The sequence below is a fragment of the Chitinophaga sp. G7 BAM 1005 genome, from assembly GCF_057126945.1.
Map to the genome: position 1 here is coordinate 2,431,208 of NZ_CP181478.1, position 19,733 is coordinate 2,450,940.

At 40.7% G+C, this 19,733-nt stretch carries 28 protein-coding genes; 10 read left to right on the top strand and 18 right to left on the bottom strand.

Annotated elements, in window-relative coordinates:
• Nucleotides 1-4: 4 nt before the first annotated feature.
• From ACMXI2_RS09730 to ACMXI2_RS09775, 10 genes are all read left to right on the top strand, one after another.
• Complete coding sequence (locus ACMXI2_RS09730) at nt 5-430, top strand: hypothetical protein (protein ID WP_326991493.1); 426 nt, start codon at nt 5-7, stop codon at nt 428-430.
• A gap of 22 nt (nt 431-452) precedes the next feature.
• Nucleotides 453-737: a nitrogen regulatory IIA protein gene (locus ACMXI2_RS09735; protein WP_326991492.1), complete on the top strand. Its 285-nt coding sequence runs from the start codon at nt 453-455 to the stop codon at nt 735-737.
• The gene (traM, locus tag ACMXI2_RS09740) at nt 727-2,064 is read left to right on the top strand and encodes a conjugative transposon protein TraM (RefSeq protein WP_326991491.1); all 1,338 of its coding nucleotides are present in this window, start codon (nt 727-729) and stop codon (nt 2,062-2,064) included. The genes ACMXI2_RS09735 and traM overlap by 11 nt, the downstream gene beginning before the upstream one ends.
• Nucleotides 2,065-2,093: 29 nt before the next feature.
• A complete protein-coding gene (traN, locus tag ACMXI2_RS09745; RefSeq protein ID WP_298938995.1) occupies nt 2,094-2,996 on the top strand; it encodes a conjugative transposon protein TraN in 903 nt (300 codons plus the stop codon).
• A 17-nt stretch (nt 2,997-3,013) separates the two neighbouring features.
• Nucleotides 3,014-3,571: a conjugal transfer protein TraO gene (locus tag ACMXI2_RS09750; RefSeq protein ID WP_298938994.1), complete on the top strand. Its 558-nt coding sequence runs from the start codon at nt 3,014-3,016 to the stop codon at nt 3,569-3,571.
• 12 nt (nt 3,572-3,583) lie between these two features.
• Nucleotides 3,584-4,018 (top strand): DUF3872 domain-containing protein, encoded by a 435-nt coding sequence (locus ACMXI2_RS09755; protein ID WP_298938993.1) that lies wholly within the window; start codon nt 3,584-3,586, stop codon nt 4,016-4,018.
• Between the two features lie 203 nt (nt 4,019-4,221).
• A complete protein-coding gene (locus tag ACMXI2_RS09760; RefSeq protein WP_298938992.1) occupies nt 4,222-4,500 on the top strand; it encodes a molybdenum ABC transporter permease in 279 nt (92 codons plus the stop codon).
• 399 nt (nt 4,501-4,899) lie between these two features.
• A complete protein-coding gene (locus ACMXI2_RS09765; RefSeq protein WP_326991490.1) occupies nt 4,900-5,130 on the top strand; it encodes a hypothetical protein in 231 nt (76 codons plus the stop codon).
• Nucleotides 5,131-5,151: 21 nt separating this feature from the next.
• Entirely contained in the window at nt 5,152-5,601 is a 450-nt protein-coding gene (locus ACMXI2_RS09770; protein ID WP_298938990.1) for a response regulator, read from the top strand.
• A gap of 307 nt (nt 5,602-5,908) precedes the next feature.
• Nucleotides 5,909-6,949: an IS110 family RNA-guided transposase gene (locus tag ACMXI2_RS09775; protein ID WP_160374916.1), complete on the top strand. Its 1,041-nt coding sequence runs from the start codon at nt 5,909-5,911 to the stop codon at nt 6,947-6,949.
• Between the two features lie 140 nt (nt 6,950-7,089).
• Here ACMXI2_RS09775 and chrA read toward each other — a convergent pair whose 3' ends face one another.
• The 18 genes from chrA to ACMXI2_RS09865 form a co-directional block, all read right to left on the bottom strand.
• On the bottom strand, nt 7,090-8,220 hold the full coding sequence (gene chrA / locus ACMXI2_RS09780) for a chromate efflux transporter (RefSeq protein ID WP_160374915.1): 1,131 nt from the start codon (nt 8,218-8,220) through the stop codon (nt 7,090-7,092).
• Entirely contained in the window at nt 8,210-8,641 is a 432-nt protein-coding gene (locus tag ACMXI2_RS09785; RefSeq protein WP_160374914.1) for a DoxX family protein, read from the bottom strand. Before ACMXI2_RS09785 ends, chrA begins: the two co-directional genes overlap by 11 nt.
• Nucleotide 8,642: 1 nt before the next feature.
• Nucleotides 8,643-9,221, bottom strand: coding sequence for a phosphatase PAP2 family protein (locus ACMXI2_RS09790; protein ID WP_230407926.1), 579 nt, complete (start codon nt 9,219-9,221; stop codon nt 8,643-8,645).
• On the bottom strand, nt 9,221-9,694 hold the full coding sequence (locus tag ACMXI2_RS09795) for a hypothetical protein (protein WP_160374913.1): 474 nt from the start codon (nt 9,692-9,694) through the stop codon (nt 9,221-9,223). Before ACMXI2_RS09795 ends, ACMXI2_RS09790 begins: the two co-directional genes overlap by 1 nt.
• An 83-nt stretch (nt 9,695-9,777) precedes the next feature.
• Complete coding sequence (locus tag ACMXI2_RS09800; RefSeq protein WP_160374912.1) at nt 9,778-10,578, bottom strand: helix-turn-helix domain-containing protein; 801 nt, start codon at nt 10,576-10,578, stop codon at nt 9,778-9,780.
• A gap of 349 nt (nt 10,579-10,927) precedes the next feature.
• The gene (locus ACMXI2_RS09805; protein WP_298938989.1) at nt 10,928-11,734 is read right to left on the bottom strand and encodes a PRTRC system ThiF family protein; all 807 of its coding nucleotides are present in this window, start codon (nt 11,732-11,734) and stop codon (nt 10,928-10,930) included.
• Complete coding sequence (locus tag ACMXI2_RS09810; RefSeq protein WP_298938988.1) at nt 11,731-12,444, bottom strand: PRTRC system protein B; 714 nt, start codon at nt 12,442-12,444, stop codon at nt 11,731-11,733. Before ACMXI2_RS09810 ends, ACMXI2_RS09805 begins: the two co-directional genes overlap by 4 nt.
• An 11-nt stretch (nt 12,445-12,455) precedes the next feature.
• Entirely contained in the window at nt 12,456-13,610 is a 1,155-nt protein-coding gene (locus ACMXI2_RS09815) for a hypothetical protein (protein ID WP_298938987.1), read from the bottom strand.
• Between the two features lie 19 nt (nt 13,611-13,629).
• Nucleotides 13,630-13,848 (bottom strand): PRTRC system protein C, encoded by a 219-nt coding sequence (locus tag ACMXI2_RS09820; RefSeq protein ID WP_326991489.1) that lies wholly within the window; start codon nt 13,846-13,848, stop codon nt 13,630-13,632.
• Nucleotides 13,849-13,880: 32 nt separating this feature from the next.
• Nucleotides 13,881-14,408, bottom strand: a complete 528-nt coding sequence (locus ACMXI2_RS09825; protein WP_298938985.1) for a PRTRC system protein E — start codon at nt 14,406-14,408, stop codon at nt 13,881-13,883.
• A complete protein-coding gene (locus ACMXI2_RS09830) occupies nt 14,405-14,620 on the bottom strand; it encodes a hypothetical protein (protein WP_298938984.1) in 216 nt (71 codons plus the stop codon). Before ACMXI2_RS09830 ends, ACMXI2_RS09825 begins: the two co-directional genes overlap by 4 nt.
• A 13-nt stretch (nt 14,621-14,633) precedes the next feature.
• Nucleotides 14,634-15,293 carry a hypothetical protein gene (locus ACMXI2_RS09835; protein WP_298938983.1) on the bottom strand — a complete coding sequence of 220 codons (660 nt, stop codon included), beginning with the start codon at nt 15,291-15,293 and terminating at the stop codon, nt 14,634-14,636.
• Between the two features lie 31 nt (nt 15,294-15,324).
• Entirely contained in the window at nt 15,325-15,519 is a 195-nt protein-coding gene (locus ACMXI2_RS09840; RefSeq protein WP_298938982.1) for a hypothetical protein, read from the bottom strand.
• Entirely contained in the window at nt 15,516-15,695 is a 180-nt protein-coding gene (locus tag ACMXI2_RS09845; RefSeq protein ID WP_298938981.1) for a hypothetical protein, read from the bottom strand. Before ACMXI2_RS09845 ends, ACMXI2_RS09840 begins: the two co-directional genes overlap by 4 nt.
• Nucleotides 15,696-15,748: 53 nt before the next feature.
• Nucleotides 15,749-16,822 (bottom strand): DUF932 domain-containing protein, encoded by a 1,074-nt coding sequence (locus tag ACMXI2_RS09850; RefSeq protein WP_298938980.1) that lies wholly within the window; start codon nt 16,820-16,822, stop codon nt 15,749-15,751.
• A 44-nt stretch (nt 16,823-16,866) separates the two neighbouring features.
• Nucleotides 16,867-17,247 carry a single-stranded DNA-binding protein gene (locus ACMXI2_RS09855; RefSeq protein WP_298938979.1) on the bottom strand — a complete coding sequence of 127 codons (381 nt, stop codon included), beginning with the start codon at nt 17,245-17,247 and terminating at the stop codon, nt 16,867-16,869.
• 618 nt (nt 17,248-17,865) lie between these two features.
• Complete coding sequence (locus ACMXI2_RS09860) at nt 17,866-19,071, bottom strand: MFS transporter (RefSeq protein WP_298938978.1); 1,206 nt, start codon at nt 19,069-19,071, stop codon at nt 17,866-17,868.
• Nucleotides 19,055-19,600, bottom strand: a complete 546-nt coding sequence (locus tag ACMXI2_RS09865; protein ID WP_289034492.1) for a Chromate resistance protein ChrB — start codon at nt 19,598-19,600, stop codon at nt 19,055-19,057. Before ACMXI2_RS09865 ends, ACMXI2_RS09860 begins: the two co-directional genes overlap by 17 nt.
• Between the last annotated feature and the right edge of the window lie 133 nt (nt 19,601-19,733).

Here is a 19,733-nt window from a genome sequence, read left to right on the forward strand (position 1 = left end):
TATTATGGAAGCATTATCAGATTTGAACACGTTTGCGAAAATCCTTACTGACAAAGGATATGACGGTTATTTCCATACGCAGGGTGCGTATGCCGGAAAGCTGAAAGAAAGTATTGGCGAATACCTGGACAACTGCCGCAATGGTGTAGAGGGTGTAGCTAAGCCTGTATTGTTATTGACGGGATACCTGCAATGGTCGGGTGAAGACAAACCGCGAATTGAATGCAGCATGTGGGTAAAATACCAGAACGGAAAATTTAACCTCCAAAAAATGGAGGTCACGAAAAAAGATCGTTTTGGTCAACTGCTGAAAAAAACAGAATTAAATAACCTGTCTACGATTGGCGCACCCAGATCAAAAGAGGCTATTGCTATGGTCAGTGATGCGGCCATACAAAACGTTGTTTCCCGCACCGGGCGAAGGCTATAAAAATCGCAACAAAAATTATGGAATGAAAAATTTAAGAACAATCATCAATAACCGGATCGACAAGCTCGATGAACGGTGGCGTGCATTGCCCTGGAAAAAACAGCACCGATATATGTTGTTGCTCTTTGCCGGTTATGCGTTACTGTCTGTCATCGTCATCGTGAAAGTATGTTATGACGTTGGCAAACCCAACGAGGGAATGAGCATCGAGCATATTGAGAACCCGGTTATCAAACAAAAAAAGTCCTCGGTTCCATCGCAGGACAGTATTTCAAAAATTCTTAAAAATAAAATGTATGAAAGATAACGAAAACAAAAGAGTGAGTTTTCTGGTCGAGGAAGATGACCAGAAAACCGGTACAGATGCACCCAATGAGCGTGTGCATAAAAAGGCTGAAAAACTTAAAAAGCCGATCATTTTTATCCTGATGGGTATTGTGTTTTTCGGTTGCATGTACCTGATCTTCAAACCTTCTTCTGACAAGAAAAAAGTAGAGGATATCGGTTTAAACGATGCCGTGCCGCAAGCCACCGATGCAGGACTTCAATCTGATAAACAAAAGGCTTACGAACAGGAAATGCTCGAAAAGAAAATGCAGGAAAAACGTGATGCACTGACCTCGCTTTCTGACTACTGGAGCACTGACAGTGCAACTGATGAGCAGATGGAGCAGCCGGAGGAAGGCATTGGAGAAGACACTGGCTACGAAGATGGCAAAAAAAGGTCGGGTAATCCTGCCCTGAATAGTTACCGCAATGCGCAGAGTACCCTGAGCTCATTCTATCAGGATAACAACTACGAGACACAGGAACTGCGAAAGCAGGTTGAAGAACTGAAGGAACAACTGGCAGAAAAAAATGTACCTCCGACCTCTACGGTACAGGATCAACTGGCCCTGATGGAAAAATCTTACGAGATGGCTTCACGCTATCTGCCTTCAGGTATGAATAATCCTGCACAGTCAGCCAAAGGCGATTCCGCAACTGCGGCATCGTCCCAGGCCACGCAAAAGGAACACTTTGCAGCATTCACCCCGAGCCGAAAAAATGCTGTTTCCGCCCTTTACCGTGAGCCGACCGACAGTGCTTTTCTTGCAAGCTGGAATGAAACCCGGAACCGGGGTTTTTATACGGCGGGTGTTTCGGAGCAGGTGATACAGCCTAAAAACAGCATCAGGGCGGTGGTACAGGAAACACAGACCATTATGGAGGACAGTGATGTGAAACTACGCTTGTTGGAACCTGCCCATATCACAAATAGGATTATTCCGCAGGGAACTACCATAACAGCCAGAGCCAAGTTTGGGAGCAATCGCCTCCAACTAAAAGTTACTTCTATTGAATTAGATGGCTATTTCATGCCTGTAGATATTACGGTATATGGTCTTGACGGGCAGCAGGGATTAAGTGTACCATATTCTCCCGAAATGAACGCCTTAACGCAAATCGCCTCCAACATGAGCCAGACTTCAGGCACCAGCATTATGATGACTCGTTCGGCAGGGCAGCAAATGGCGGGTGACTTGAGCCGTGGCGTGGTACAGGGCATATCCGGCTATTTTTCCAAAAAAGTGAAAACACCAAAAGTAACCGTCAAGGCAGGCCATCAACTTTTCCTTGTTTCAAAAAACTAATTGTTCAACACTAAATAAATAAGTAAGAAATGAAAACATTGTTTAAAAGTATATTGGTTTTGACCTGTATTGTCGCAGGCCATTTCCACTCGTATGCACAGCAGGCTGCAACTACTACAACCAAATTAAATATGGGTAAGGTGGAACCTTACCAGATGGAGGTCACCTATAACAAAACTTCTCACCTGATCTTCCCTGCGGCTATCCGGTATGTGGACTTGGGTAGTGAGTATCTCATTGCCGGTAAAGCGGAGGATGCCGAAAATGTCTTGCGTGTAAAAGCATCTGTGAGAGATTTTGATGAAGAAACTAATTTTTCGGTGATCACCGATGACGGTCGTTTTTACAACTTCAATGTTTTTTACAGCCCAAATCCCCCAACAATGAACTACGACCTGCTTACGATGCAGAAGATGTCCAGCAGGGAAAATAGTAATGACGTGCTTTTTGAAGAACTTGGAAAGAACCCGCCTTCGCTTGCCGGACTGATATTAGAAACAGTCTACAAAAAGAACAAAAGAATCGTTAAGCATATTGGCTCAAAAAGCTATGGCATCCAGTTTTTGTTAAAGGGCATATACGTTCATAACGGGAAGTTTTATTTCCACACCGAATTGAGGAACAAAAGCAACGTTCCTTTCAATATTGACTTCGTGAACTTCAAGGTAGTTGATAAAAAAGTAGCCAGGCGCACGGTGGTACAGGAAAAACCGATGGTGCCGCTTCGGTTGTATAAACCACTGGATGAAATCGCCGGTAACACCGTTGAGCAAAACGTATTCCTGCTGGACCAATTTACCATTGCCGATGACAAGGTATTGGTTATCGAAATCTTTGAAAAGAACGGCGGCAGGCAGCAAACCTTACAGGTAGAAAATTCCGACCTGGTAAACGCAAAGCAAATAAAGGATATGCACCTAAAGATTAATTAATCCAAACAGAAAGAACAATGAGAATATACATTTTTGCCGTAATGCTTGCGATGTTAAGCATTACGGCTGTACAGGCACAGCGTATGCTTCCCAAACAAAAGGGGGTGGAAATTAACGCAGGTTTATTGTCCAAAGAAGTAAGCGACAATTATTATCTGAATATCATGCTTACTGTAAACGGAAAGAATGGCAATTACTGGCTGTGGGGTGCGGAGTACACACATCAGGTTGCCGATTACAGGGATTTGCAGATACCATTGGAAGCCTATACGGGCGAGGTGGATTATAGTCTTCAGTTATTGGGCGATGCAAGAAAGACCATTACGCTGAATGCAGGACTCAGCGCCATTGCAGGCTACGAAACCATCAACCGTAGTAAGACAATGCTTTATGACGGTTCAATAATTCTCGATAAAAACAACTTTATCTACGGAGCCGGAGGGCGGTTGTCTTTTGAAACCTATCTGTCCGACAGGTTTGTCCTACTCCTGCAAGGTCGTACCAAAGTAGTTTGGGGTACGGATTTAAAACAGTTTCGTCCATCGGCAGGTGTTGGACTAAGGTTTAACTTTTAAAAAGAACAAACAATGAAACGATTATTGAATAAAAGCAAATTTCTGTGGATGCTTGTCCTGGTCTTTACAAGTGCCATCATGTTATCATCCTGTGATAAGGACGAATTGGAGATACAACAAAATTACCCGTTTGAAGTTAAAGTGATGCCTGTTCCCGCAGACATGGCGAACGGACAGACCGTTGAAATAAGGATTACCATACAACGTGCGGGCAACTTCAGTGACGCCCAGTATTACATCCGATACTTTCAGTTCGAAGGCATAGGAGCCTTACGATACTATAATGAAACGCCATACCTGCCCAATGATCTCTACCCATTACCGCAGACACAGTTCAGGTTATATTATACATCGGCTTCTGCGGTGTCGCAATCCTTTGATATTTGGATTTCTGACAATTTCGGTAATGAAAAGCAGTTGAGCTTTCAATTCAATAGTAGCGACTAAAATTGAGGGGTATAAAAAATCGAACAAAAGTCCTCGAAGTATTTTTTATGATCGGGGACTTTTGCTGTTTGCGGACTTTTGTCACTTGATTTTTCGCAGGAACCGCACTCCGGCAGAAGGTCTTGTAATGGAATACATTCGGAATAGAAAATGGCGATTAATTTTCTTAAATTTATACTTGTGAAATTGTAAAGATTAAGAATATGGTTGCATCATTGGTATTGGGTATTATAGCGCTGGTGTTGGGCTTAGTTCTGCGATATTGGATTAATCGGCGGAAATTTTACCGGCGCAGTCCTACCGGCGCTGAGGGCTTTTCATCTTATGAGAAGTCGGTTGCCATTAAGTTTATTGAACGGGTTGGCAAATGGATAGCTTATGCCCTGATTATTTTTGGGTTATTATTTTTATGGAGCTATTCAAGGCAGAAAAAGGCAAAAGAAAAAGCATCTCAAAACGTAGAAACACAAAATTCTCGGTAAGCATACGATAACAAATCTTAAAGTAAATCGGATACCTTGAAAGGGTATCCGATTTTTTTTGCTTATAGAACTGTAAATGTAAAAAGTGGCGCATCTGAATGCTGCTTTTTTACACATCGAGGCAATTCTGTGCACTCCAAAGATGCATCATTTTAAAAATAAAGAGGAGTTTGGTATCTTTGCAGAAATATATTGAAAATCTTAAAGTGTTTTTGCTTTAAGTCTCGATACTGAAAACTGGTAATTTTTATATCTCCGAGACAATAAGTAAGAACGCTCATGCTATGGCGTGGGCGCTCGCTTATTCGGAGACAGGCATACCAGTGCCCCAGTATCGGTAAGTGTGGTTGCCTGCGCTTTTTTTTGTACAGTGCTCCACTAAACCCAAAAAACAAGAATATGGACACTGGCAGCAAAAACTATCCCGCCCTGAACATTCCCGCCGCTGAGCTATCTGCTTTTACAGTGTGTATTGACCTTTTTATCATCTCCCTCAAAAATGGAGAATTGATCCGGTTTACGCCCGATGATGTCGGGCGATTTTACGACTGGTTAATCTCTCATAGCGTGAGGGATATAAGAACGACCGATTTACTCAATGATGCTGCTAAAAATGAAGAGATGTCTTAACTCAAATAAAAATGGAAAACTATGAGCGAACAAAAAATAATAAAAATAGCTATTATAGATGACCACGATCTACTCAGGGAGAGTATCTGCCAGTTTCTCAAAGATCATGGTCTTGAAACTGTGTTTGAAGCCGAAAACGGCCAGTTGGCATTGATAAAAATGGAAGCCTGTGAAATGCTCCCCGATCTGTGTATTGTTGATGTCAATATGCCGGTTATGGATGGATTTGAGACGGTCAAATCACTACGGGCAAAATATCCATTACTGAAATTCTTGGCGTTCAGCGTAAACGATGATGAGAATGATGTGGTGCAAATGCTTCGCAATGGGGCCGATGGATATATCCTGAAAGGCGCAGATCCCCAGGAACTGGCAAAGGCAATCCGTGTTATCTGCGATGGGGGACGTTATTTCAGTGCTGGTATATGCGAAGTAGCAAAGGAATATTTTAAACCTCGATTACAATCATAGGTTTCTTTGCTACTTTCTTTTTCGCCATCTCACGAAAGAAAGTAGTCTTGGTCGGTCGGCAACAACAGCGGCGTTCTTTTGCTTCTCCTATGTTTGTATAATATAATTTAAGTGAAGAAGGGCGAGAGCAGATTTTGCTTTAAATAGCCTAACGGTATATTCAAGAAAAGAGACTGCCTCCTCTTCTTTTACCTTTTAGAATCTGAACAGAATGTAAGGAATACACTCCTATTTGAGGTCGTATAGCCAGTATATCCACTCAGGAGAAAAGATGAGAAAAGGTTATCACTTACCTAAACCAATTAATATGAAGATATTATTAAAACAAACAGTCGGAATTGATGTTGCACAAAAGGAATTAGTTGTGTCACTTGGTCGGATGGACGAGCAGATCAGTATTGAAGTTTATGCTTACAAAGTATTTCCCAATACTAAAAAAGGGTTTTCGAGTCTTGTATTGTGGGTTAATAACCAAACATTAACCACTACGGAAGTACGTTATGTAATGGAAGCAACAGGGGTTTACCATGAATCTTTAGCCTATTATCTATGCAGTGTTCAAAAACAAGTCAGCATCGTTTTACCAAACAAGATTAGTAATTATGTGAGAACACTTGATATAAGAACGATTACTGACAAGAGTGCTTCACAAGCAATTGCTAGATTTGGCTTGGAAAGGCAATTGGAAGTTTGGCAGCCTCCTCTAAAAATATTCAATGATTTGAGGCAGCTTTGTCGGGAACGTGAGCAGTTGGTACAGGAACGTACCATGTTAAAAAATCAGTTGCATGCTGAACGTACTTCTGCAACATCAAGTGAAAAGTCAGTTAAAAGAACAAACAAAAGAATAGCCTTGATTGATACGCAGGAAAAGGAGATACGGGAAGAAATTGCTAAACTCATCAAAGGAGATGAGGTATTAGCAGAAAAGATGAAAATAATATCTTCTATACCTGGAGTTGGAAATTTGACTGCCGTGACCATTATCGCTGAAACCAACGGTTTCGAACTCATAAAGAATAAAAGGCAACTGGTTAGTTATGCTGGATTAGATGTAAGAGAAAAGACATCTGGTACCTCCGTAAAATCCAAACCCCGTATATCCAAGCGGGGTAATCGGAATTTAAGGAAAGTCATGCACTTTCCAGCACTGGCTGCGATTAGAACCGATGAAAGGTTCAGAGATATCTTTTTAAGATTGGTTTCAAGGCATGGCATTAAAATGAAAGCTATCGTTGCCATCCAAAGAAAAATATTAGAATTGACTTTTATCCTCTGGAAAAACAATTCTTATTATAACTCGGAATATGCATATCAAATTTTGCCGTCCGCAGCAATAGCTATGTAATGGAGAGTTGAGTTACTTATAGTTAAGTTATCTATCCACATAAATTCTTTAAGAGGGTATTAGTTTATTTGCTATTACCAATAGATACTATTGCCTTTTTATACCTATGAAAGCAAGGTATTCAATACATCGTTATAAGATTAAAATTGATATAAGAGATAGCCAAGCAGTGCTCCGCCCAAGACAATGAATGCACTGTTGATTATTTTGAATTTAAAAACGATAATTGCACTAATCAGTGCTATGCTGATTGTCTTCCAATCGGTTATGGTTTCTTTACCCATTGTAAAACAAACAGCAATAATAATGGCAACAGATGCTATATTTACAGCATCCAGGGAAGCTGACAACCCCTTAGAATTTCTCATTTTTTTCATCAGAGGGTTAAGCAATGCTACCAATACAAACGATGGAAGAAAAATAGCAATCGTTGAGATAACAGCCCCTGATAATCCATTGATTTGATAACCTATAAATGTAACTGATGAAAAAACAGGACCTGGTGTAAATTGGCCAACTGCAATAGCATCCATCAATTGCTGTCGGGTAAGTAAGCCGTTTGCTACCAATTCCGTATCTAAAAATGCGAATAACACATAACCGCTTCCGTAGAGAATAGCACCAATTTTTAAAAACATCCAAAATAATCTGGTGTTTGTTTCTGAAAGTAATTGATTGTTTGCAATTTGAAAAAAAAGGACGGGAACAAAACTTTGCAACGTAATATTTTTTTGATCTTGAATATAAAACAAACCCAATGCAAACAGTCCTGCACCAAACATTAAATACATTTCCCCGATTCCGAATAAAGACAAGACCAATACAGCGATACCTATAAATGCTAATAAAATTGACTTAATCGATTTTTTGGCTAATGGAAAAATTGCCCCGATAATGATGGCTATAATGGCTGGTTTGATACCGTAAATAAACGGCTGTATTTCGGGCAACTGTCCGTATTGTTTGTACAGCCATGCAAAAATACCAGTAATGAAAACCGCTGGAAAAATAAAGCACATACCTGCAACCAGCAGTCCTTTCCAGCCCCCTTTGTCGTAGCCAATGTGTATCGCCATTTCAGTACTATTGGGACCGGGAATAAGATTGGTAGCTCCCAATAAATCTAAGAAATGCTGTTCGCTCATCCATTTTCTTTTGGCAACAACTTCCTGCTGCATCATTGCAATATGTGCTGCAGGGCCTCCAAAACCTATGAGTCCCAGTTTGAGAAAGAGTTGGGCAATTTCTTTTATACGAATATCACGCCCCATTCCTCATTAAGATTTTATCAAGAGACCAATTACCTCCTCCTTTAACTAAGAGAAATATACTTCCTAGAAGCATTGCCCAATCAGTACGGCTTCCATGAAGAAGCTCCCAGAAGCCCTCATTTGCCAATACTTCAGCTTTGGTAGTTGCGAAAGCGACAAGCATTATTATGATTAACGGAATACTGGCTAAACGAGTCAGCAGACCCACTAAAAGTAAAACTCCACATAGGATTTCGAAAAAACCAACAAAACTTCCCAAAAAATCAGGTGATGGAAAACCGATTTTTTCAAAGCGGCCAGCACCACGAATGGCTGGAAATAAAAATTTTTGAACTCCTTCGGAAAAGAAAACGGCACCAACAATTAAGCGGACTATAATTGTGGTTTTTGAGTTGTCGGTATTAATGATTCTTTTGAGCATATTAAGCGAATTTTTTTATTATAATTGGATTATACAAATTGTAAATTCGGGCCACAAGCAAAGCAATAGGAATACTCAGAACGGCAGGAACAACAATATCAGCTGGATAATGCACTCCAAGATAAACCCTGCTTAGACTGACAAATACTGCCCAAGGGATAAGAACAAAAGGCAGCCATTTCAATTTGTCCCTAGCTACCAGCGTCAGGTAGAATGCCAACGAAAACACATTGGCTGCATGGGATGATATGAAACCAAACTTTCCACCTCTGTAATTATTAACAATGTGAAGCTTATTTATTAAATCAGGGTTGTGGCTCGGTCGTAATCTTTCAAATATTGGTTTGAATATTCCTGAAGCTACCTGATCACTTATAGTAATTAGTAAAACTATCAGCAATATCATAAAAATCGCATCTTTTCGATATTTCCATATCAACAGTAATAACAGAAATCCATAAAAAGGGAGCCATGTGTATTTTTCACTGGCAAACCACATTACATTATCCCAAAACTTACTATGGTTGCCATTTAGCCAAAGCAGGATATCTATATCTAATTGTTTTATAGACTCTATCATTATCTTCTTATTGGTGATTGTCTTTCTGTTGGAGTTTTTACAGTAAAAAATGGAACTCTTTCCATTGCGTGACAACTTACGCAGCTATTGGTAAGCACTTTAAAATTCTTGTTGAACACAGCGGTGTCTCTTTTTGCAAGAGCTTTTCCCATTTCTGGAAGAGTTACATCCAGAAAATGTTTTGCCGATTTCGTACGTTTAGGTCTTCGCTCCAATCCGTTTTCGATTGCTTTTTGTATTTTCTCTAATTGATAATCCGCATATTCCCAATTTTCATCCTGTCCCGCCCAAAACAATTCCTGGTAGCGATAGCCAGTTTCTACCATTGTGTTATCAAAGCCTCTAAACTGATTTTCTATGATTTCCAGTTTCTCCTGTTCGGTACCTTTTATCCATTTGCCTTGTACTGTTTCTGTTTTTTGGTTACAGGCAGCAAAGAGCGTTAACGATAGCAGAATTAAAAAATACCTCATGATATCCTATTTTTAGTTTGTCTTACAAACTTCATACAATGAATTGTATAATGACGGTATATTTGAAAATAATATGGTAGCTCTTAAAGACTGCGAAATACCTGCGGTGTAGAACCTGTATGGCGCTTGAAATATTTTATAAAGTGAGAAGTGTCATTAAAGTTTAAAGTATACGCCACTTCTGAAACAGTATTATCGGTATACAGTAATAATCTTTTTGACTCACTAATCATGTATTCTGCTATAACATCTGCCGCTGGCTGATTGAGCTCTTTTCTACAGATAGCATTTAAATTTTGGGGCGTCGTGTTCAATTGCCCGGCATAGTGAGCAACATTATTTTTTAAATCATCTGTCTGATTGAGGAGCTCCCTAAATAATAAGATAGTATTGTTGGTTTTATGCTTATTGACTGGAAAAGATGCAGGAATACTGATGATTTTTGCCAGTAATGCCTTTAATACTCCTTCTATCACACTGAAATCTTTCTCATCAATAAGTAACTGAAATAATTTAGATATGGCATTATTATGCTCCAGACGAAGGCAGCTCAATGCACTTACCTGAGACAAAATTCTTTTCAGCTCACTATCCAGCGATTTATCAACAAATCCTTTTTTTAGAAGCAATACATAACCTTCAGGTACTGAATCAATATCCCAATGATGTACCTGTTCTTTTCGGACAAAAAATACTGTTGGTGGTATTATAGGGAATTCTGTATAATCAATAGTATGTGTACCACTTCCCTGTGACAGATATATAATTTCAAAATAGCTGTTGTGCTTATGTGGTATGGTCTTGCGAATTTCCTTTCTGAAAGGTGAAACTTTTATAAGCTCTGCAGATTCAATTTTACTTTTTATGGTTACGGATTTTTTCAAATTATTTTTATTACTAAATTACTCAATATAATTATCTGTAGTTAGCTTTTTTTAATACTATTATTAAAGTTTAAACTTCTGCAAGTTATTTATAAAAAGATTTGGATAATAACACAGAATCTTTTCTTTGGTCGCTTATATGGAAAGAAAAGAAGTCTGCCAGAATAAAGAAAGGGATAACGAATATCCCACAAACATGAGCGCAACCTGTTTTTGTAAAATGCTCAAAGAGATATTGTGCATCGGGGACATTTTACCAAAGGGGTTGCTCCGCTTTACAGCAAAAAGACTGCCCCGCCCGTCGGCAGGGAGTGTCTTTTTGCCCGCCCCGATAGCCATCGGGGGCGGGTCAGGCTATGGGAATGGGCTGTGTGCGGAACTCCCCGATATTATGAAAAAATCCCCTGTATGGTGTTAGACCTTTACGGAACAGGTTCCATAACAAGGAACATCCCATTTGAGCAAGCGAGCCGTTTATGTACAAATCCTGCTTTTCCAATGCTTCCGCCAACGAACAGCTTGGCGTGTCGTCCTGCTCTTCGGCTTGCTTCAATAGGTCGCCAAATTCTTCGGTAACAAAAGGCATGACGGCTGCTGTTTCATATCGCTCGGACTTGGGTTGCCGTATCTCCCTGATAGTGGATAGTATGACCTGTCCAGTATAAAGGGTATTACCAAAGTCAAGCCAATAGCTTGGACGGTTTGTATAATACCTGCCGCTGTTCATTTTTTTCAATATATCGGCTATTTCAAATCTTGCTGCTACGCTATCAACGCAGGTAATAAAAATATTCGCCTCTGCATGTTCGGGCAACCTACCTAAACTGTCTCTTTCAAATTTTCGATTTTCTGCTTTCCAGTTTGTACCCTCGCAACGGTTTGCCCTATTTATCAGGGCTACCGATTTATACAGTCCTTTTTCACATTCCGAAAAACGCTGTCGTCCCAAATTTGCTTCCGTTACAATATCATCGTCCCATAACCGAACGTGCAAACCTGCATGTCCCAAAGCTATAAGGCTATGATTCATTTCCAACAAGCCTGTAAGAACTTTCGAGCCTGTACCACCTGCACCGATCAGGTTTACCGTTACAGGATTGGTGGCGTCTATTAAATCGCTGTCCGTAAAATGGACTTTTATTTTATCTGTATTCATTGTAAAAAATCGTTTAAGGTTATGTTACTCTTTTTCAGTACCTCTTTGGGAAATACATCTCCAGTTGCGATAAGATGCTCCCAAAGGCTTACACAATTGCCGTTAATCGGATTGTAGTCCTGCATCAGATGGCTGAAATAGGAATTAAAAAAGTAGCCTTCCCACGCGGTGATAAATTCCTCCAGTGATGCGGTTTTCTTAATACGCACATCCACCGTCCCCATACATACATTTCCTTCCTCGTACACGTTAAAAAATGGCGCATTATAAAGCGTTGTACGTGTGGTGGGTCTGCGGTTGGATGCCAATGCAAAAACATACAGGCTGTTTCTGCCTGCCACCCACAGCATCGGCGGTACATGGGCGGTTCCTTTGGGAATGCCCAACTTTTCGGTAAAGTATAGTTCCCTTTTCATGGTTTTGGTAAACCATATCGCCATGCCTTTCTGCGGGTCAAGGTGTAAAATGTGGTTACCCAAAATGCCGTTAACTTTCAGGCAGGGTTCTTTTTCTTCCTTTGCCGTCTTCAATGCTTTTGCCAGTTGGTTTGCTTCCCTTACCGTCAATGGATGGGCATTGATGGGTGTACCATTGCTGTCCATGTCGAAGTATTCCACATAAGTATCTGTGTTGGTTCCTTTCGTTTGATAGAATACCAAAGCAGTTTTGGGGTGGTACAGCGTTCCGAAGTTTCCTGTTATATCGTTCATCGTTTCTTTTTTTAAATGTTGCTTAGTAGGTATGCCAGTTCCTCCATTAAGATGAACAAGCGGTTTTCAAAATCGAGATTGTTGCCCGCTATGTCGTTTCCGTCAAAGCGCTTAATAATAATAGGTTCCTCCATTTGCCCGTATTCCTGTAAATCCGTATTTACACATTGTTCGAGGTTTTCGTTTAACCAGCCTTTTCCATCGGCACAAAATGAAACGTACTTATCCATTGGAATGACGTTTTCCATGTCGTCTTCTTCGGCTTCGCCATTGGGTCGGGCATTGCGAAATACTTTTTCATTAGGGTATCGTTGATATAGTTCAAACGCTTCCTGGGCAAGTTTCAGGCAATCGAGGTCTAAGGCATCTGCGGTTTTAAGCCTTGCAAGACGTTGCCCGAAAAATGTAAGGTTGGCAAGGTGGAAAATTTTCTGTTCCATGCGGTCTCCAATCCATTCAGCCTGTTCTAACTCACTTAGGTAGATGCTCGTTTCGTCCGTATATTCATCACTTACTACCCATTCCTTCAACATCTCGTACTGCCAGTACAGGAAGCTGTTTTCCTGCCTGTAATACGGTATGTCCGCTATGTGGTACAGGTAAGTACATACCGATAACAAAAGCTGTGCGGTATATTTCCTTTTTGGGTTTTTGAGCATTCGGTACAAAGGCACTACGGGAATATAGAACAATGTAGCACCTGTATTGTATCGTTCCTCGCTCGTCAAATATGTTTTCCTGCTATCCTGTAGGAGTTTAATTTCTTCCCAATCCCTTACGTTTCTTCCCAACCGTTCCTGCGTGTCCCATAATGCCAATGCGATATTGTACGGATAGCCATAAGACTGCGTTTGCATGGGCTGTATGGCGTAATGCTCGGCAAGTTGGGAAAGGGACTTATAAAAATCCCTCTCCGTTTTTGCAGATTTCCCACAAGCCTGTACGGTTTCCGTTTCTTTCAGCTTTGGCAGGAAGGAACATTTTAGAAAACCATTGGCAACATGGTTATTGGTACGGACTGTCGCTTGTCCTTTTGTATCTCTGCTGCATACTTTGGACGGATCATCCAGTTTGCGAACTCGCTCAACTGGCGGTGCAACCGTTTTTGCTTTGGCTCTTTGGGTAGGCATATCGTACCCGATATGATATGTTGTTGCATAAGTCATCGTTTTACTATTTTTTAGATTAACCTTTTGTTCCCATTACGCTCTCAAAACGGTACTGCACCGTATCTTCCCTGATAGCAGGTGCGGATATTTTTGCAGTGGTGAGTATCGGGTAGGTATTGGAATAGAAATTCAATACTGCCTGTACGCTCCATTGGGGTTCGGGGTCTGTCAACCTGATTTCCTGCCCTTTGTCTTCAAACAGGAATATGCGTTCTAACTGTGTTGCTAATAACATGATTGCTGATTTTTGGCGTTGAACAATTTGTTTTACTCTGCTTGCCCGAATAGGCTCGGTGATGCGAACTTGTCGGACAATTGCGATTTACGTTTGCGTATTGCCTCGGCGTTTTCGGGGTATTCGGTTGGGTCGGGTACTTTCATCCATGCTTCACGGTGTTTGCCCTCTTTTTCCAGTTCATCCGCTTTTGTCATTGCTTCTTTGTACTTCTTGTCCCTTGCTTCCTTTTCCCTGCGCTCTTTGTCTGCTTTTTCCTTCTCCATAGCAGATTGCTTTTGCGCTTCCTCCAATTGCTTTAAAAAGGCTTCCATGTTCACCATTAATCCCGAAGCCTTTTCAATAGGTGCGGTTATCCGCTCAAAATATCCCTCGTCCAGTTCTTCTGCCGTTCCCTTTAAATTGAGTGGAACTATGGTGTGCTTTGCATCGTCTCCGCAATGCTCATTGTTTAATTGTGTGGTAACAATAAGGGTATTATCTGCACCCTTTGAAATAACCAGATGCAAATCACCTGTAATGTTCATTTGTGTTATCTGCTTGAAAAAGTTTGCGTTCATTTCTTTAAGTTTTTATTATTCATTAATTGTTTTTTTAATGACATGAGTTTCTCGTGTATATCTGTCCAGTAGGCGCATTGCCTGTTGTCGAAATCAGAAAAACTTTTGTCCTCGTGCCTGTATGCCTTGTATTCGGCTGTTATCCTGATCGCTTTGTCAAGGTCTGTGACCTCAATCGGGTGGCCATTTAAATCTGTTATAGATAGTTTCATTGTTGCTGATTTTTTATTCGGCATAATTACAAAGCCAGTCAGTATGCACTCCGTTTGGCGTAAAATGATACTCGTTCGCTTCTATGGTTTCTTGTATGGCTTCATCGCTTATCAAATAATCATAAGTACATTCAAGGCACTTGTATAGATAGTTGTTTAACTGCTCTAAAGTCCGCAATACCCACACGTCCAGTTTTTCGATTTCAGCCTCAATTAAAGCGTGTTGCCTGCCGCTATCCTTATGTAAATAACTTTCAGAGTAATACGCTACATAATAACCCATGTGGGGTTTGTCTGTCCACATTGGCATTTCTATTGTCCTGTTTTCGATAAGTTTTATTACACGCCTGTCAATGGTACATGGCTGTATGTTCAGCTCCAGTGTGGGGGCATAACTTTTCCAAGCCTGTTCCGCTATACCTTTAATGAATGCTGATACATCAATATTTGAAATGAAACAACTCCCGTCTCCCTGCGAATAAAATCCTCTGAAATAAATCTCTTTCAGGTTTATACGGATGCCAATTAATGAGCAGATAGTTATAAAATCCTCGCATTCGCTTTCCCACCAGTTATGATCGGTGTTAAAGAATCTAAAATGCTCCGTTGCTTTGTCCTGTGCTTCCTTTTCCAGTTCGGAAAAGGTGTATAGCTTTATACTAATCGTTTTCATTTTCTTTGAATTTTTAATATTAGGAGTGTAATTATTCAGAAGTAAAAACCCCATTGATATAGTAGCCGATTAGCTGCTCCCACAGTCGTATTAAACTATCGGTATCTACGTAGAAAGATTCTGTTCGGTTACAATGAATGATATATATAGCCACATCTTTGTTATCTTTATTCAGGCTTTGTGCTTTTGCGTAACTTTTCGCTTCGTCTATTGATTTTGCTTTCATATCTCACTTTTTATATCGTTATCAACTTTTTTTATTTTAACAATAGCGCTTGGGGGGCATCCTTCTGCTGCCGTTATCTGTTCGATTACTCCTTGCTCTCCGTTTAGTGATACAACCCTAAATCGAATTTTGCCATTGTCGTGTTTTACGGTTGCTATAAAGGTTTCGAGTATCATTCCTGTAATTTTTTTAAGGGCGACCACCTTTGCAGGCGGTCGCCTGTGGTTACTTAATTGAGTTCAAAAGCGTCTGCCCCGATTTTCTCGAATGAGGTACACAGTTCAAAGGCTTTTTGGGTCTTTAACTGTGCAGTACCGCCCAATACAATGCTCTGTAATTTGGCTTCGCTGTCTTTGTAATTCCTTACGTTCTGATAGTAGCCTGTCACGGCATTGTACGCTCCGAACAAAGTGCCTTTGGTGGTTTCCATCTGCTGTGTATCGCTTATCATTGCATAGGCAAAGGCATCATCAACGGTATTTTTGAACACAGTGGAAACTTCTTCCTCTGCACCTTTTTTGAGCAGGTCAAGGGTTTCCTTGTTGGGGCAAAGTGCAAGCTGTATCAGTTTCTTTACTTCGCTATCCGTTACCCTTACTTTTGTCCAGTTGTTGAAAATGTCCTGTAATTGGTTGCTGAGGGTGTTTGCCAGTCCCATAACCTTGTGCGCATTCTCCAAGCGTTGTTTAGCGCCTGATGTATGCTTAATACGTACCACGTTGCTCATGTTGCGAAGCGAAGCGTTAAGGGTATTTTGGCAAACGATACGGATGGGCGTAAACGCTGCCGTAATACTTCCGCTTCCATCGTGGGAGGTTGTCAGGAAGATGTATTTTTCTGTAATATCATCACCGTTGCCAACTCGTATATAGTCGGGCAGTTTTGCCGTAATAAATATGCGCTCACCGTTGCCCAATGCACCTGCTGTTTCATACAGGATGCCGTCCCCACCGCCTACAATGGCATCAAAGAAATTGAACGCTTCGCGATTCTGCACGATATGGTAATCCTTGCCTACAACGCCTAATACTGCATTGTTGTCGCTTCGGATGTTGGCGAAGTAGTTGGGAACGTCCAGTTCGCTGTATCCTACTTCGATACCCTGTGAAGTTTCTATGATGTTTGAGCCTTTGGTGAACAGCGGACTTTTGATGACTTCGTAATCAAGCCCTGCATATCGGATTGCTTCTTCACTTGTGGGATAGTCCTGTACGATCTGCCCCAAGCCGTGCCATGCTTTTTCCTGAACGCTGAAGAAACTGTATTTACCTGTTCTGCTGTTGAAATTGAGATTATGTGCCATGATGTTTTAAATTTTGAATTGTTAAAAAAATGATCGATTGCTGTTTAAAATGGTAGGTCGTCTTCCTGTGTATTGCCTGTGTTCAGTTCCGTAGTAGCCTGTGGCGTTTCGCTTCTTCTACCTCCTGCAAGCGGTTTGATGTTGGAGGTATGGAAGTTTAGTCCTGCTCTCGGTTCTCCGTCCTTGCTTACCCACGCCCTTGTACTTACCCTGCCTGTGAGTTCCACCAGTAGCCCTTTGGTGAGCATCTTCACCACGTTCGGGGTTATCCAGTATGAGCAGTCGAAGAAGGCGGTTTGCTCCACTCGCTCGCCCTGTTTGTTCTTGTAGCTGTCGTTTACCGCTACGGAAAAGTTTACTACCTGTTTGCCGTTTGACGTTGTGCGTACTTCCGCATCCCTTGTCAGTCTTCCTGTGATGTTCATGATTGTTGATTTTTAGCGTTATTGAATTTGTTCTTGTCTGATTTTTTTTGATTTATTCGGCAATGAGAGGAGGTGCTGTTTCGTTTCACTTTGTTGCCGTTTCCAATGCTGTATTTTTTCACTTCTGACATTTTTTTTATTCGTGTAAAGAGCCGGAGTATGCTATGTTTCGTTTCACGAGCAGGAAAGGTTAGTGTTTAGGGGGCACAAGGTTTTGGGAAAAAATACTACCCAAGGGGTGGAGATTTTTTTCCAAACTTGCATGACCTTTTGCCCCCGTTAAGAACACGGTCATACCTTTGCTCTTGAAACGAAACAAAAACAGCATACTGGCTCTTGAATAAAAAAAATCCGTGGAAGCAGTGAAAAAGGCATTAGGAAACGGCCTGGAGTGTATCAAAACAACACAACCAATTCGTTGAATTTTCTAAACCTTTTTTAAAAGTTTGTGGCTGTAAAAGCCACACAACAGAGGGGAGATATTTGAAAATGAAGAAGCGTTTTTATAGATAGGTATTATCGCTTCAAAATGGGAAATATGGAACGATGGGTAGTTGTTACAATCGTATGTTGTTTTCCCTGGTTTTAATGAAGAAGTCCCGCAATTGATCGTGAAATTTATTTCAATTCTTTGTAAAGGAATAGGAAAGACAACAAGGCTAAAATCTGAACGCAGGCAACAAACCATAAAATGAGGGGAATGCTTATTTGATATAAATACCCTATTGAAGTGCTTCCTAAGAACCAGGCTAATCCATAAGCAGTGTAAAAGATGCCATACGCAAATGCTCTTCTTTTTGCTGTTACTATATCGGCAATCGCAGCTCTCATAATGGTTTCATGAATGGCCATTGCGACACCCCATAATACAACGCTGACCAGTACCCAATTGAAGGAGTGTGTAAATGCGGCAAAAGCAATCGGAATAGTTATCAGTGGAAGCAGACCTAAAACCTTCAGTCCGGTTTTATCATATATTTTACCAATAATCAATGCAGCTACTGCATCAACTCCCATTGCAATAGCATAAAACAAAGGAATCTGTGTGTCAGTTATGACAGCATTTACTTTCAGGTGATAAGCAATAAGTTGAAAATTGGCAAAGCCTAAGACACTTAAAAAAGAAAATAGCATATAACGCCAAAATTTTGGACTTAATTTTTGGGGCAGAGCCGATAGCTCTTCTTTTTCTGTATGATCGTCTTCCAATAATTCAGGTTTGGGTACTTTTATTCGTGCTATGAGTAAAAAAATAATAGTGAGTATAGCTGGTATCCAGAGCAGGGTAAATCCCGTTCTGTATGTTCCGTGCAAAAAGAAGACTATCGAAAAAAGTAGCGGGCCTATAATCCCGCCTATCTGATCGATAAATTCATGTACCGCAAATCCGAAACCTCTTCCGGTATTGGATGTTGCAAATGAAAGCATGGTATCTTTAGCAGGAGATCTTACAGCCTTTCCAAGTCGTTCCAGCACTACAAATAATGCTGCTAATTGCCAATTATTGGTAATGGCAAGCAATGGAATTGATATCAATAGTCCATAACCGACAAATGTTATAGTCCAATATGATTTTGTTTTACCAGCAATATAACCCGACACCAGCCGAAAGGCATAACCAATAAATTCCCCCAAGCCGCTTACTAAACCTACCATTGCAGAACCGGCTCCTAAAATAGCGAGGTACGGTGATGCGATGCTTCGCCCGCCTTCGTAAGTAATGTCACCGAACATACTAATGATACCAAATAGTAAGATGAACTGCCATGACCTTCTTCTTAAATTGGACTGGCGAGGTAGGACAATGTTATTGATTTTCTTCATGCGCGTTATATACTTTCCGGGCATATTCATCCAATATAACCTGGCATTCCATGAGTTTATGGCCTGCTGTTACAGCAAGCGCCGCTCCATAGAAATCCAATTTCTTAATCTTGTCAAACCATGTTTGCAGTTTCTTTAAGTCCACATCGTTTTCTTCAAGTTCTGCGTAGGTGAAATGCTTGGCTTTAGTTTCTTTTTTAATTTCGGCATCAAAGTCGGCGCATTTCCCTAAAAATTCCTTGTATTCTTCGTCTCTGTCTGCCTTAAACCGGCTGACAACTTTTTGTTCCTGAGTCTTATCTAAGCCAACAGTTTCTAACAGAACACTTTCGCCCTTAATCCTGGCAATATCGTTTTCTATCAACTTCAATTGCCTGATATGTTCCGTTGTTTTAGGTAGGAGACAAATACTGTTTTGCAGATATACAGCACCGAGTGCTTTCAATTTGCGCCATAAAGCGATCCTGTTTTTTGATGGTTCCGGCGGTACTTTGTACGTTAACAGCAACCAGGCATTGACCTTAATCATGATACAAATGTAATGTAACGGTCGTTACATTTAATGTGTAATAATATTTTTTATAGCAAACAGCATTTTACAGCTCTATGAGGCGTCCCGGATAGCCAAATGCTTCCACTCGCTGCCACATTTGAAAACCCGC

What these genes read in the sequence shown, in the direction of transcription:
- ACMXI2_RS09730 (WP_326991493.1), top strand. Translation starts at nt 5, where the DNA reads ATGGAAGCATTATCAGATTTGAACACGTTTGCGAAAATCCTTACTGAC.
- ACMXI2_RS09735 (WP_326991492.1), top strand. Translation starts at nt 453, where the DNA reads ATGAAAAATTTAAGAACAATCATCAATAACCGGATCGACAAGCTCGAT.
- traM (WP_326991491.1), top strand. Translation starts at nt 727, where the DNA reads ATGAAAGATAACGAAAACAAAAGAGTGAGTTTTCTGGTCGAGGAAGAT.
- traN (WP_298938995.1), top strand. Translation starts at nt 2,094, where the DNA reads ATGAAAACATTGTTTAAAAGTATATTGGTTTTGACCTGTATTGTCGCA.
- ACMXI2_RS09750 (WP_298938994.1), top strand. Translation starts at nt 3,014, where the DNA reads ATGAGAATATACATTTTTGCCGTAATGCTTGCGATGTTAAGCATTACG.
- ACMXI2_RS09755 (WP_298938993.1), top strand. Translation starts at nt 3,584, where the DNA reads ATGAAACGATTATTGAATAAAAGCAAATTTCTGTGGATGCTTGTCCTG.
- ACMXI2_RS09760 (WP_298938992.1), top strand. Translation starts at nt 4,222, where the DNA reads ATGGTTGCATCATTGGTATTGGGTATTATAGCGCTGGTGTTGGGCTTA.
- ACMXI2_RS09765 (WP_326991490.1), top strand. Translation starts at nt 4,900, where the DNA reads ATGGACACTGGCAGCAAAAACTATCCCGCCCTGAACATTCCCGCCGCT.
- ACMXI2_RS09770 (WP_298938990.1), top strand. Translation starts at nt 5,152, where the DNA reads ATGAGCGAACAAAAAATAATAAAAATAGCTATTATAGATGACCACGAT.
- ACMXI2_RS09775 (WP_160374916.1), top strand. Translation starts at nt 5,909, where the DNA reads ATGAAGATATTATTAAAACAAACAGTCGGAATTGATGTTGCACAAAAG.
- chrA (WP_160374915.1), bottom strand. Translation starts at nt 8,220, where the DNA reads ATGGGGCGTGATATTCGTATAAAAGAAATTGCCCAACTCTTTCTCAAA.
- ACMXI2_RS09785 (WP_160374914.1), bottom strand. Translation starts at nt 8,641, where the DNA reads ATGCTCAAAAGAATCATTAATACCGACAACTCAAAAACCACAATTATA.
- ACMXI2_RS09790 (WP_230407926.1), bottom strand. Translation starts at nt 9,221, where the DNA reads ATGATAGAGTCTATAAAACAATTAGATATAGATATCCTGCTTTGGCTA.
- ACMXI2_RS09795 (WP_160374913.1), bottom strand. Translation starts at nt 9,694, where the DNA reads ATGAGGTATTTTTTAATTCTGCTATCGTTAACGCTCTTTGCTGCCTGT.
- ACMXI2_RS09805 (WP_298938989.1), bottom strand. Translation starts at nt 11,734, where the DNA reads ATGAATACAGATAAAATAAAAGTCCATTTTACGGACAGCGATTTAATA.
- ACMXI2_RS09810 (WP_298938988.1), bottom strand. Translation starts at nt 12,444, where the DNA reads ATGAACGATATAACAGGAAACTTCGGAACGCTGTACCACCCCAAAACT.
- ACMXI2_RS09815 (WP_298938987.1), bottom strand. Translation starts at nt 13,610, where the DNA reads ATGACTTATGCAACAACATATCATATCGGGTACGATATGCCTACCCAA.
- ACMXI2_RS09820 (WP_326991489.1), bottom strand. Translation starts at nt 13,848, where the DNA reads ATGTTATTAGCAACACAGTTAGAACGCATATTCCTGTTTGAAGACAAA.
- ACMXI2_RS09825 (WP_298938985.1), bottom strand. Translation starts at nt 14,408, where the DNA reads ATGAACGCAAACTTTTTCAAGCAGATAACACAAATGAACATTACAGGT.
- ACMXI2_RS09830 (WP_298938984.1), bottom strand. Translation starts at nt 14,620, where the DNA reads ATGAAACTATCTATAACAGATTTAAATGGCCACCCGATTGAGGTCACA.
- ACMXI2_RS09835 (WP_298938983.1), bottom strand. Translation starts at nt 15,293, where the DNA reads ATGAAAACGATTAGTATAAAGCTATACACCTTTTCCGAACTGGAAAAG.
- ACMXI2_RS09840 (WP_298938982.1), bottom strand. Translation starts at nt 15,519, where the DNA reads ATGAAAGCAAAATCAATAGACGAAGCGAAAAGTTACGCAAAAGCACAA.
- ACMXI2_RS09845 (WP_298938981.1), bottom strand. Translation starts at nt 15,695, where the DNA reads ATGATACTCGAAACCTTTATAGCAACCGTAAAACACGACAATGGCAAA.
- ACMXI2_RS09850 (WP_298938980.1), bottom strand. Translation starts at nt 16,822, where the DNA reads ATGGCACATAATCTCAATTTCAACAGCAGAACAGGTAAATACAGTTTC.
- ACMXI2_RS09855 (WP_298938979.1), bottom strand. Translation starts at nt 17,247, where the DNA reads ATGAACATCACAGGAAGACTGACAAGGGATGCGGAAGTACGCACAACG.
- ACMXI2_RS09860 (WP_298938978.1), bottom strand. Translation starts at nt 19,071, where the DNA reads ATGAAGAAAATCAATAACATTGTCCTACCTCGCCAGTCCAATTTAAGA.
- ACMXI2_RS09865 (WP_289034492.1), bottom strand. Translation starts at nt 19,600, where the DNA reads ATGATTAAGGTCAATGCCTGGTTGCTGTTAACGTACAAAGTACCGCCG.